Origin of the sequence: Gimesia chilikensis, from assembly GCF_008329715.1 — a bacterium.
Taxonomy (GTDB): domain Bacteria; phylum Planctomycetota; class Planctomycetia; order Planctomycetales; family Planctomycetaceae; genus Gimesia; species Gimesia chilikensis.
In genome coordinates, this window is record NZ_VTSR01000008.1 from 1 (window position 1) to 12,257 (window position 12,257).

The window sequence follows — 12,257 nt, forward strand, 5'->3', positions numbered from 1 at the left end:
ACAGAAATCAGGAAAACAGCATAAAAAACCGCTCTGGTGGGAACGAACTTAAGAGCGGAGTTACTAGCCGCCGGTAATCAGTGTTGACTGCTGCCACGATCAGGTAGCCATCGCTATCCCACTCCGAAAACAACGAGCAGAAAATTGACAGCGGAATCATTTGGAAACGAGAGCCCCGGTTGAAACATCCATAGATCGAACGGCCACCGGACTTCATACACAACCTTCAGGAAACAAACATGGCACTCAAGGAACCAGTCCGGGAACTCCCCTGGCACAAAATACTCGCCCTGATTCCGCTCTGGCTCCTGATGGTTCCCCTCATGGCGGTATTATTCCTGATCTTCGTTCCCCCGGTAGCGCTCTTTTTTTTCCTGCAGAGCCTCACCGGCGAACTGCTCTTTTATCTCAGAATGCGGAACGTTGGCCGCACGCTCAGTGGGCACCGCCTCCGTCAGCAGCTCGCAGCTGGTGAAACGGGAACGCTGATCATAGAACATCCCCTGCTGGCCTGGGGCAGAACCAACGCCTGGTGGACTCCCGACAACATTCTCGAGGAGGCCCCCGGCCCCATTCCCGATTTCGCATCGGAAGAATACCAGGATCAGCTACTCGATCTGATGGAGCAGGATCTGCCACACCCCTGGGACGAATGGTGCTGGCAGCAATATACATCACCGCATCAGGGCCAGGCCAAACTGCTCAGAGTCTGGAACGGTAAGAAGTACCGTCTCTGGTTCAACACACATTACCCCGCAATCCGGATCGTCGAAACGACAACCGCCATTGCCCGTCAACTCGAATCCGAAGCGCAACCGAACTCAATCAAGTAATGGGAGCCCCCGAATACACCAGTTCGCCCCACACTGATTGAAACGCTCCCAACAGAAAATGAGCGGCACGACGCTGGCCGCCGGTAATCAGTGTTGACTGCCACCATAATCAGGTAACCAGCGATATCCCGCCCACATTAAACCAATCACCCGCAGCCACCCAAACCAGCCCACGCCCATTGCACAACCCGATTCATTATCAATGGCTGACTTCACAATCGGGTAGCAGCTCCTGCAGTTTGGCTGCGCCGGCTTCGGTAATCCCCGAATCGTACAGGCTCAAACTTTTGAGCCCCTTCAGCGTCGCCAGCTTGGGGATACTGGCATCCGTAATCCCCTTGGAACTCAGTAAATTCAATTCGGTGAGCGCGGGAAGTTCGGGCAGTTGATTGAGCGACATGTAGGGATTACTGCTCAGATTCAGTTTTTCCAGCTTGTCGAAATCTTTCAGGATCACCAGACAGGCACCGCTAATCGGGGCACCAGAGATCTCCAGTCGTTTCAGAAACTTGAGTTTGGCAAACCGGGCCACCTGCTCATCGGTGATGTCGGTGTTTTGCACCATCACGTATTCGGTGTGATCGTCGAGACCAGCGACGAAGTCCACCATCTTATCATTCACTTTTGTGTTATAGAGTGTCACCCCCGTGTAATTTCCATCGTCATCCACATTGACCTGCAACGCGAACGGTCCAAATCCGGCCCCTTCCATCCCCAGTTTCGGCCGCAACGCTTTCGCAGCCTCTTTATCGCGTGCCATCCTCAGACCTGCATTCATCTTCCGCGGTTTGGCCTGGGGCTGTTTTTGTGCAGGCTGCCCCTGAGGAGCAGGCGTCATCTCTGCCTGTGCAGCGGGAGTCGCTTCCGGCTGTGACTGTGCCCCGGCTTCACCAACACGGGTAACCGCCTGGGCCATCGGCGCCTCTTCTGCAGGAGACGAATTCGCTGCCCCCTGCTGGTCCGGCGGCGGTTGAACATCCTGGCAACCGGTAAGACTGAAAATCAGCGATAGAGAAATCAGGGACAAAACTACTTTCAGCATCGTCGTCTCCTCGGGGAAGGGAAAATGGGCGAAAACATTCCGGGGACTCGTGCCTCTCTCAATCTCCAATCTATCTGCATCCGCGCAACCGATCAAACAATTAATCGGAAACTCATTCAGAAACGCAGAGTGTCACAAGTCGGCTGGCCCGACAGCGCAGATATAACGGGTAGCCCCGAATGCAATTCGGGGTGAGCGCAGCGAACAGGAGGTCGCAGCTCACTAGCACAATTCATAACAGAGACTCCTGCTCCATTAGCGTTCCAATGAGGCACGTCCTCTGACCAAATCACAATCACCCTGCAACCTCCTGTTGCCTCCGGCAATATCGGATTACATCCGATACCACCCCTGGTTCGATTTCTTTCATTAGAGATGCCCCACTCTCCAGCAATCCCACCCGAACCTTTTCGTGCCTTTCGTGTTTTTCGTGGTAGAAAAATATCCTCCCTCGAAAAACAAATCTTGCCCCACAGCCCCCTTCTGTTTTATAACTCCCCAGCACCCAGGTACTGAAAATCCGTCACCTCTCACCAGGAAACAGATCAATGCTTAAAGTCTTACCTGCTCTACTCTTGGGACTCATACTGGGGCCATTTCCCCTCTCAGCTGCCCAGCCCGTCGCAGCCAGAAAACCAAAGCCGACTCCACCTCCATCGCAAATCAAGACGGCGGGCGAATTGCTGCAATTGCCTGATTCGTTTCTCCAGCAGTGGGGAGATTCAACCGTCTTTCGCGCCCGGGAAGTCCAGCGACAATTCTCGCACCTGCAGCAAAGCCACCCACAGAAAGCGAGCGGCAAGCGAATGCAGAAAATCCTCCAGTTGAACCGACGGGAAAACATGACCCGATTTTATTTCAACGACGGCCCCAACAACCGCCTCAACGAAAAGCTCATACAGTTGAATGCCCCGTAAACATTTCTGAGAGAAAAGTGTCTTTCAGAACTGAGCGGCAAGGCGCAGGGTGCCACCTGTCGGCTTGCCCGACAGTGCTGGTAACAACGTTCCGAAAACAATCAACAGGGTACGCCCGAATGCAATTCGGGCCGAGCACAGCGAGCAGGAGGTCTTCATGAAATCGACCGGCTCTGAATAACACTGCTGCCCTCACTAATTCAGAAGGTGAGGTTCGTCTTCTCTTAACGGAACGCGTCAACCTCGACCTCCCGTTGCCTCAGGCAATATCGGATTACATCCGATACCACCCCCGGTTCGATTTCTTTCATTAGAGATGCCCCGCTCTCCAGCAATCCCACCCGAACCTTTTCGTGCCTTTCGCGTTTTTCGTGGTAGAAAAAATCCTACTTTTACTACCCGACAGCTCCCGCAGCTCACCCCAGCGAACTCGCCACCAGATACTTCTGCAACATCCCCTCATCGATCTCCACCCCCAACCCCGGTTTCGTCGGCACCGCCATTGTGCCCTCTTTGATCTCAAACCGTTCGGTAATGATATCGCTCTCCAGACTGTAATAGGTGCAGTCATTCGCCAGCGGAAAATTGGGAGACGAAGCCGCCATGTGCAGCATCGTCGCCGTGCGGAGTCCCAGGTCGTGCGCACAGTGGAAGATACAGGGCACGCCCGCCGAGGCCGCCACCTCACCTACCAGTTTCACCGCCCAGATCCCACCGCACTGGTACGTGTCCGGCAGCAGATATTCCGCCGCGTCCAGTTCCAGAATCTTGCGGACATTCTCCATCGTCGTCACCGATTCATTCAACGCCAGTGGCGTCGTCGTCTGCCTGCGGATGTCCGCCGATTCCTGCAGCAGGTCTTTATGCATCGGCTGCTCGAAATACTGCAGCTCGTACGGTTCCAGATCGCGGGCCAGCTGCAGCGCCACTTCCGGCGTGTATCCCATGTTGGGGTCGATCCGCAGATTGAGCTTGTCCCCCACCGACTCACGAATCCCCCGCACCATCGCCAGATCCTCTTCCGGCGATCGCCCCGCCTTGGTCTTCATGGTGGAAAAGCCCCGGTCGACATAATGCTTCGCAATCGCAGCCGCCTCTTCGGGACCACGAATCCCCATGCAGCAGGTCACTTCCACGCGATCCCGGTACAGTCCGCCCAACAGACGATGCAGCGGCAGCCCCGCCTGTTTCCCCAGGATATCCCAGCAGGCCATTTCCGCCAGCGACTGACGATAAGGCTCGTCCCCCATCCCCCAGTCCGCATACAGGGCAGCGATGTCAGTCGGATCTTTCCCCATGAGAATCGGCCGAAAGTACTCGGCTTCCTTGCCCGTAAAACTGACTGCATTCTGAAACGACAACCGTTGTGGCGTCTCGCCCCAGCCGGTAATGCCCGCATCGGTCTCAAGGCGAAGCAGCAGCGCGCCCGTCGTCATTGAAGAAATATACCGCGACTGGTAAGGCGAAACCGGAACTTGCAGCGGGACATCAACCAGAAACGTTTCAACGCCAGTGATCTTCATCGGAGGCTCCAGAGGCAGGGGAAATCAGTTGTCGGGCGAGAATCTCATGCTACCAGTTACCCGGGAGACCCACAAGCAGACCAGTCCGTGTAAATGCAGGGTTCAATGCTGGCTCACCCAACAGTGCCTATAAAAAGGGTAGCCCCGAATGCAATTCGGGGTGAGCGCAGTGAGCAGGAGGTCGCAGTTCACCAGAACAATTCATAACAGAGCTACGAACTTTATCCCCACAAAGAGGTACATCTACTGACCAGCTTACATTCACCCTGAGACCTCCTGTTGCCTCCAGCAATATCGGATTCCATCCGATACCACCCTGGTTTGCTATTCTCTTATTTGGAGAGCCCCACTTTCCAATATCCCCACCCCTGTCTTTGCGTGCCTTTCGCGTTTTTCGTGGTAGAAAAAATCCCACGGTTGTGACCCCGCCCCACCTCCCGTAAAGTAAAACAGAACGAAGATTCAACTCCGTCCCGTTTCGATCCCTGCAAGGTACCGCCATGATTCCTGAATTCACCAACCTGCTCACCCCGCAAGCCACACCCCCGACCGAGGAGCTCTTCGAACACCTCTTCCGGGGTCAGTCCTGCCGGGTGGAACGCATCGTTTCGACCGGGCAGTCCACGCGGGAAGGACAGTGGTACGATCAGGAACATGCCGAATGGGTGGTTCTGCTCTCGGGGTCAGCCGTACTCCGTTTTGAGGGGGAAACCGAGGGACGAACACTCATTCCCGGCGATGCAGTGAACATTCCCGCGCATTGTCTGCACCGGGTCGAAGCGACCGCCGCCGACCAGGAAAGCGTTTGGCTTGCAATCCACTATGAGCCTGTCGAGAATGGGTGAATTAACATCTGGTATCAGATCACTTCAATTTCAAATAGATTACAGGAAAGACATTCAGACTGATGAAAAAGAATCCGGTCAAAGCAGCATTGAGTGAGGGGAAACCTCAGGTTGGAACATGGCTCTCATCCGGGGATGTAATGATGACCCGCCTGATGGCCCGCGTCGGATTCCCCTGGCTGACCGTCGACATGGAACACTCCCCCATCGACTGGTCGCAGGCCGCACTCCTCTTCGGTGCCATCGCAGATGCCGGCTGCGTCCCTCTCTGCCGGGTTCCTCTCGGAAAATATGAACTCATCAAACGGGCCCTCGACGCCGGTGCTCACGGGATTGTCGCCCCGATGATCAACACTGTCGAACAGGCCAAAGAGGTCATCGACGCCGTGAAATATCCGCCGATCGGCAACCGCTCAGTGGGTGGCGTACTGCACGCCATGAACTTCGACGCCACCGCCGGTGATTACTACAAATACGCGAACGATGAAATCCTCGTCGTCCTGCAAACCGAATCTCCCGAAGGAGTCGAAAACGCGGAAGAGATCTACAGCCTGGAAGGCGTCGACGCCATCTTCGTCGGTCCCAACGATCTGACCTTCCAGATGAGCAAAGAAACCGGCGTGCATCCATCACCCGATGAACTCGAAGCCATGCTACAGCGGATTCTGGAAACCGGCAAGAAGACCGGCACCCCCGTCGGTCTGCACGTGCAGACTGTCGAAGCCGTCGAACAGCGCATCGCCGAAGGCTGGCGGTTCATCGCCTGTGGCAGTGAAGTCAAGTTCATGGTCAACGAAGCCCAGCGGATCGTCACCGGCCTGAATCTCAAGTCCGACACCGCGGACCTGGCCCGCTATTAAACCAGCGGCCATTAAAATCAAATCAGCAACAGAGGCCATGCCCCTTTCGGGTGTGGCCTCTTGCTTTGCGCCGGGTACCGCCGTTATTCGGCTCCCACCTGGATGATCGTCCGTTCCTGGTGCGTCCCCTCCAGCAGGCTTTCGACCGTCTGCTGTGCCTGGTCGAGCGTGATGACCTTCGCCCGCGAGTCGAGATCGTCCAGCTTCCAGTCGGTCGCCAGCTTCTGCCAGAGCGCGGCCCGCTTTTCAATCGGGTACCAGGCCGAATCGATCCCGTCGAGTGTCACTCCCCGCAGAATGAACGGGAACACGGTCAGATCCAACTGTGCGCCCCCCGCATTGCCACACGCGGCCACACAACCCTGAGGCTGAATCGAGCGGATCACATGACTCAACAAAGAGCCGCCCACCGTATCGATGGCAGCCGCCCAGTGCCCTTTCAGTAACGGTCGATCCGAGTTGATATCAATCGCCAGTCGATCCACGACTTCGTCAGCCCCCAGGTCGAGCAGTCGCTGATGGTATTCCGGCTTACCGGAGACCCCTGTCACCTGGAACCCGCAAAGTTTCAGCAACGACAGGGCAAACGATCCCACGCCTCCCGAAGCGCCTGTCACCAGCACCTTGCCCGACTCGGGCCTGATATGATGGTGCAGCAGACTGTCGACGCACATCGCCGCCGTCAGTCCTGCGGTTCCGAGAATCATCGACTCTTTCAGTGAAAGCCCGTCAGGCAGCGGCACGATCCATTCCGGTTTGACGCGAATCAGTTCGGACCAGCCTCCCCAGCGTTCGACTCCCAGCTCATAGCTGGTGACAACCACTTTGTCTCCCGCCTGAAACTGATCGGAGTCGGAAGACTCCACGATGCCCGCCGCATCGATGCCGGGCACATGCGGAAAATGACGAACCACGCCAGGATTCCCGGTCGCAGCCAGAGCGTCTTTATAATTCACCGACGAATAGACGACGCGTATCGTCACTTCACCTTCAGGCAGATTATTATACGGCACCGAGACGACACCGGCCGTGATCTCTTTCTGTTCCTGTTGTCGGACCTGAAAACAGCGAAAGGAGTTCGTCATGGTTCATCCGTTTCTGATTGAGTCAGGGATCTGAGTTCGTGCTTACCACGGACCGTCGGGGGTTTCCATTTCCAGCACCCGCCAGCAGTACCAGCTGGCCACCGTTCGATACGGCGCCCAGAGTTCGGCGATTTCGATGCAGGTCTGCTTGTCGGGACGGGTCTCCAGTTCGTAGATCGTCTGGATGCCGTTCTGAATTCCCAGGTCGTCATGCGGGAACACATCGGGACGACAAAGGCCGAACATCAGAAACATCTGCGCCGTCCACTGACCAATGCCCTTAACCTGCACCAGTTCCGCGGTCACCTCATCATCGGTCATTGTGTGCATCTTATGCAGCCGCACCTGTTTTTCAAGTACCATCTCCGCCAGGTGATGCACGTAGTTCGCCTTCTGTGCAGAGAGTCCTACCGAACGCAGTTCTTCGTGAGAGAGCTGCATGATCTTTTCTGCGCTCGGCTGCCCTTTTCCGGTCAACGCATGCAGACGTTTGTAAATCGTCCGGGCCGCGGACGTGGAAATCTGCTGTGAGACGATCGACCGCAGCAGCAGTGCAAACCGATAACGATACGGCTTCAACGAACAGACGCCAATGTTGTCAATCACCGGCTTGAGCCTGGGATCGACTTTTCGCAGATGCAGTGAAGCTTCTGCAAACGACTTCGCGTGGTCGCTCATTGCAGTTTCCCGGCAGGCGTGTGTTCAGCCAGGTCGGCAATCATATCATGCGTGGCCGCTTCCACTGCCTGCTCCCATTCTTCCGGAGCAAATTTCTCGGAATACGGTTCCTTTCGAATCGCGAAGTTGATTCCCCGCGAACTGTTGATGATCGCGCCCAGCCCTTCCGCATCGAAGGCACCCGCAACATCACCGGCTCCCGCCCCCTGGCTCCCATAACCGGGCACCAGCAGCGGAGTATGCGGCATCAATTCCCGCAGTTGTGTCAGCTCTTCCGGATAGGTCGCCCCCACCACCGCACCAATGGCGCCGTAATGTCCGTTGCCCGTTGTATTCAATGCGAGATCATTCACGACCGCCGCCACGCATTCATACAAAGTATGGCCGTCTGTTTTTCGATCCTGAAAGGTCCCCGCACCCGGGTTACTCGTTCGGACCAGCACGTAAATCCCCGCCCCCCGTTCGACGGCCACTTTTACAAACGGCTGGAGTGTATCACTGCCCAGGTAGGGATTGACTGTCAGACAGTCTGCCGCCCAGATGGCACTCTCGGGATCTTCGCCTGCCAGGTATGCACGGGCATACGCTTCTGCCGTCGAGCCGATGTCTCCCCGCTTCGCATCACAGATCACAACCAGTCCCGCTTCACGCGCCCGCTTAATCACACGCTGCAGCGCGAGACAACCGGCGGGCCCCCATTCTTCGAAGAACGCGGCCTGCGGTTTGACCGCAGGTACCAGAGGGGCGACCACATCGATCATCCGAAAACAGAATTCCTCAAAAGCAGCCGCAACGATCTCCGCTTTGCTGGAATGTTTCGCTTCCGCAGCAGATACGATCTCCTCGGGAAGCCAGTCAAAGCGGGGGTCCAGGCCGACCAGAGCGGGTGTTTTTTTACTGCGGATGGCGGCATTCAGACGATCAGAAAAGTGGTGCATCAGTTAACTGCTTTCAGAGATACAGGTTAGGGCATTTTCAATATCAGAAGGTTCGAGGTTTTCCTTCATGAATCATACTAAATTAAGCCGACAATGGAATAATGAGGGTTTTTGAAATCCCGATCCACGGCAGAGTTTTCACCAGCCGTAACGGACAGAGGGAACTGTTCTACAGGATTCGGACCGGAAGCTCTCATTGACCGAAAACAGCCACTCCCCGATCTGCACAACACACCTAATTCCGCTTGTCCCTGATTCATGGAAGAGTCGACAAAATGCTGGAAGTCATCAGCCCGTATCAGTTTAGCGAACAGAGAGCAGAATACGACGCCGGCGTGGCCCGCATGCGGCATTCGCTCTACATGGACTACCCGCGTCACGTGCACCTCGAGACTCAGGCCCGCTGTAACGCAAGTTGCAACTTCTGTCCTTACCCGGATCTGAACCGTAAGCACACCAAAATGAGCGACGAGCTCATCGACAAAATCCTGAACGAACTGACGGCGATCCCCCAGGAGATGAACCTGCAGATTTCGCCGTTCAAAGTCAGCGAACCGTTTCTGGATGTCCGACTGTTTGACGTTCTGGAAAAAATCAACACCCTGCTCCCCCAGGCAAAAATCGCGCTGACCTCCAACTCCACTCCCATCACGGAAGACAAGCTGGAAAAGCTGCAGGATGTCAAAAATCTCCAGTACCTCTGGATCTCATTCAACGATCATCGCGAAGCGGAATACGAACGGGTGATGAGCCTCCCCTATCAGCGTACGCGTCAAAAGCTGGAAATGATTCACGATGCCTTCATGGAAGGTGACATTCCCTTCCCGGTGGTTCTTTCGCGCGTAGGAGATGGCACCGCCGCAGACCATGAATTCGTGCAGTGGGTCAGCATCAATTATCCGCTGTTCAAATCGAGCGTCTTTCCCCGCATGGAATGGATGGGACAGGTGCAGGGGCTCAACGTCTATGAAGTTCCCAACATGGGCTGCGAACGCTGGTTCGAACTCTCGATCACCGCCACCGGTGAAGTCGCCCACTGCTGTGCCGACGGTCAGGCCGAATACCCCATCGGCAACGCCAACGATCAGAATGTCCTGGAGATCTACAACTCTCCCGAATACCGCAAGCTCCGGGAGTCCACAGTCTCGCGCTTAAGCGTCGAACCCTGCAACCGTTGTACGTTCATGTAAAAGAAAAACTGAGCGGCACGGCGCCAGCCGCCGGTAAAATTCTCCCGCGAAGATCTCATTGAATAGTAGCAAACGCCGGGTGCCATGTGTCCGGTCTAAATAGCGAGCGGACAGTGAATTCCAGATCAAGCGTCCCCAATTCAAAGGGTAGCCCCGAATGCAATTCGGGGTGAGCGCAGCGAACTGGAAACTGACAGGGAAAGCTTCCGGTTGCTCCTGCAAAACACTCCTACCATCTGAAACCAGTTGGTACTAATGCTTCCCACACCCTCACGGCTTAAACACAATATCCGTCACCGTACCGAACTTGGCCGGTAAAGGCATGTTCGCAAACGTCTGATCATCGCCCGATCGATACTGCCAGCGTCCCGCCAGGGGAAGTGCACCACTGGCAGAAACCAGTTGAGGCACCGACACAAAATCGACTCCCGCATCACGACCGGAAACAGAGACGACAATCAGATTCGCATCGTTCACAGTGACCATTCCGGGAGCGATCACGAAACCGTCGCCCCGTTTCTTGAGAGCCGTTCCGTTCAACCAGGCTTGTACCGTATTCCCGGCAGACGTGGGTACCTTTAACTGCACAGGCTCACCATCCAGCCACGCTTTCGGCATCCGGGCCACGCAACGATACCAGCGACTCTCCACGGTCCCAGCCGGCTTCTTGAACTCGGGCAAAGAAACCACCGTCCAGTGCGGTGCACCACGCAGGCTCACCTTGTCGGAGAGTTTCACTTTTGCGGGATTCAGACCTGCAGCCCAGTAGATCCCATTAGCCAGCAGCCGCACGAACTCGGGTTGCTGGAAATCGCCAGTGTGTCCCATTGAAGTATAAAACGAACGGCCACCGTCCTTCCGCTGAAACGTCCAGGCCACCGGTTCGACCGGTTTCCCTTTAATTTCCGCCGTCATCAATACCGTCGTCCCTTTCGCCAGCGGAGTCACCTCGTACAGTGAATACGCCTGCGGGAACGGTTTGTCGGGAATGCCCGTCAGGATCGGGTTCTGCTTTTGCTTCGGATTGATCGTCACGATCGACTTCAGATCATTCGCGTGATGGCCGTGATAGCTGCCGCCAAACACGGTCGCATCAAATTCAGGCCAGTCCGCGTATCCCTTCGGCGGCTCTTTCCCACGCAGTGAAAACGCATGGCTCGCGGTGCGGATCCCCACCACCGGCTTACCCGCGGCGACATATTTCTTGATCAGCGCCATCTGTTTTTCCGGAAGCACACGTCTGCGGACGCTGAACAATACAAGATCGGCATCCTCGATCACTTCGATCCCCGGAATCTTATTCCGCTCCTTGTCATCAGCGAAGACCAGGCTCACACGAAACGCTTTGCCCAGGTTCTCCGCCGCAAACTTCGGCAGACTGACCTCAGTCTCGTATTCCTGCTCCGCCATGATAATCACGAGGTGCGGTCGATCATCTTTCTTGAAGACAAATTCATCGCCCCCCAGAATCTGATCGCTGGTAATTGTGGGACAGATGAATTTTTCGATGTGCGAGATAATCAGATCGTTGCCGGTAAAGTGACTCACGTAAGGCCAGCGCTGCGGGTTATACATCGTATCTGTCAGGTCCCGCACCAGCACCACGTTCTTCCCGTTCTGTGCCATCTGCCGCAAACCGAACGGACGACCGAGGACACACATGTTGGTATGCACGCCGGTCAGAATCACATTCTTAATGCCACGGCTTCCCAGAATTCGCCAGACTTCATCCCCTTTATCACTGATGAAATCTTTCTCACCATCGATGGTGATCAGCGGCGACTGCTTCTGCCAGGGGAGTGCCGGATTGCGGCCCAGCGACTTCAGCTTCGCGGCCCACGCTTTATGCTCTTCCGGGTCATCGTCCTCGCCCCCATCCGACTGATCGAGGGGATACACGGCCTGTTCTTCACTGGGAATCTTCGAGCACCACTTTTCGATGCCCTCGGGAATCGGTCCATTGAACGTGACCTGCTGCGCCCGCTGACGCGCCGGATGCCCCTCGTAAGCCGGCATACAATCACTCGGGGCGTGAATGATGGTCACTCCCTGTGCGCGGGCCGTCTTGAGCAATTGATCCAGCCGCGGTGCAAACTGTTCCAGTCGCCGGACTGCATTCAGACAATGATGGTAGTCCCAGACATCGCAGACGATAATCGCGGTCTGCTCAGGATCCCAGCTCTCATTGTGTTCCAGTCGATGATAACGTCCGGAGCCTGTACTGGTCTCGGACTGAGATCGCAGGTTCAACTGCAGATCCTCGGCAGACAGCAGACTGGTATAAGTCAACAACAGGCTCAGACAGACGGACAGTTTACAGAACAGCTTCACGTGATGTCTCCTGGT

11 protein-coding genes are annotated in these 12,257 nt (G+C 55.8%); 5 read left to right on the forward strand and 6 right to left on the reverse strand.

Going from position 1 to position 12,257, the window contains the following annotated elements:
- Window positions 1-239: 239 nt before the first annotated feature.
- Window positions 240-833, forward strand: coding sequence for a hypothetical protein (locus tag FYZ48_RS12270; RefSeq protein ID WP_149340782.1), 594 nt, complete (start codon window positions 240-242; stop codon window positions 831-833).
- A gap of 199 nt (window positions 834-1,032) precedes the next feature.
- Here the strand turns inward: FYZ48_RS12270 and FYZ48_RS12275 are convergent, their stop codons facing one another.
- Window positions 1,033-1,875, reverse strand: coding sequence for a hypothetical protein (locus FYZ48_RS12275; RefSeq protein ID WP_149340784.1), 843 nt, complete (start codon window positions 1,873-1,875; stop codon window positions 1,033-1,035).
- A 548-nt stretch (window positions 1,876-2,423) separates the two neighbouring features.
- On the opposite strand from FYZ48_RS12275, the gene FYZ48_RS12280 reads away from it, so the two are divergent.
- Entirely contained in the window at window positions 2,424-2,792 is a 369-nt protein-coding gene (locus FYZ48_RS12280; protein WP_149340787.1) for a hypothetical protein, read from the forward strand.
- Between the two features lie 416 nt (window positions 2,793-3,208).
- Here FYZ48_RS12280 and FYZ48_RS12285 read toward each other — a convergent pair whose 3' ends face one another.
- Entirely contained in the window at window positions 3,209-4,315 is a 1,107-nt protein-coding gene (locus FYZ48_RS12285) for a mandelate racemase/muconate lactonizing enzyme family protein (protein WP_149340789.1), read from the reverse strand.
- Window positions 4,316-4,815: 500 nt separating this feature from the next.
- Here FYZ48_RS12285 and FYZ48_RS12290 point away from each other — a divergent pair, with 500 nt between their 5' ends.
- Together FYZ48_RS12290 and FYZ48_RS12295 are read left to right on the forward strand one after the other, a co-directional pair.
- Window positions 4,816-5,160 carry a cupin gene (locus FYZ48_RS12290; protein WP_149340791.1) on the forward strand — a complete coding sequence of 115 codons (345 nt, stop codon included), beginning with the start codon at window positions 4,816-4,818 and terminating at the stop codon, window positions 5,158-5,160.
- Between the two features lie 62 nt (window positions 5,161-5,222).
- Window positions 5,223-6,020: an HpcH/HpaI aldolase family protein gene (locus FYZ48_RS12295; RefSeq protein ID WP_145180637.1), complete on the forward strand. Its 798-nt coding sequence runs from the start codon at window positions 5,223-5,225 to the stop codon at window positions 6,018-6,020.
- Window positions 6,021-6,103: 83 nt separating this feature from the next.
- Here the strand turns inward: FYZ48_RS12295 and FYZ48_RS12300 are convergent, their stop codons facing one another.
- The 3 genes from FYZ48_RS12300 to pyrF are packed head-to-tail and all read right to left on the reverse strand — an operon-like array spanning window position 6,104 to window position 8,721.
- Window positions 6,104-7,105 carry a YhdH/YhfP family quinone oxidoreductase gene (locus FYZ48_RS12300; RefSeq protein WP_149340794.1) on the reverse strand — a complete coding sequence of 334 codons (1,002 nt, stop codon included), beginning with the start codon at window positions 7,103-7,105 and terminating at the stop codon, window positions 6,104-6,106.
- 42 nt (window positions 7,106-7,147) lie between these two features.
- Window positions 7,148-7,783, reverse strand: coding sequence for a DNA-3-methyladenine glycosylase family protein (locus FYZ48_RS12305; protein ID WP_145036378.1), 636 nt, complete (start codon window positions 7,781-7,783; stop codon window positions 7,148-7,150).
- Window positions 7,780-8,721, reverse strand: coding sequence for an orotidine-5'-phosphate decarboxylase (gene pyrF / locus FYZ48_RS12310; RefSeq protein ID WP_145438696.1), 942 nt, complete (start codon window positions 8,719-8,721; stop codon window positions 7,780-7,782). The genes FYZ48_RS12305 and pyrF overlap by 4 nt, the downstream gene beginning before the upstream one ends.
- Window positions 8,722-8,996: 275 nt before the next feature.
- On the opposite strand from pyrF, the gene FYZ48_RS12315 reads away from it, so the two are divergent.
- Entirely contained in the window at window positions 8,997-9,911 is a 915-nt protein-coding gene (locus FYZ48_RS12315) for a radical SAM/SPASM domain-containing protein (protein WP_149340796.1), read from the forward strand.
- Window positions 9,912-10,181: 270 nt separating this feature from the next.
- On the opposite strand, the gene FYZ48_RS12320 is transcribed toward FYZ48_RS12315, so the two are convergent.
- Window positions 10,182-12,242, reverse strand: coding sequence for an isochorismatase family protein (locus tag FYZ48_RS12320; protein WP_149340798.1), 2,061 nt, complete (start codon window positions 12,240-12,242; stop codon window positions 10,182-10,184).
- Window positions 12,243-12,257: the final 15 nt, after the last annotated feature.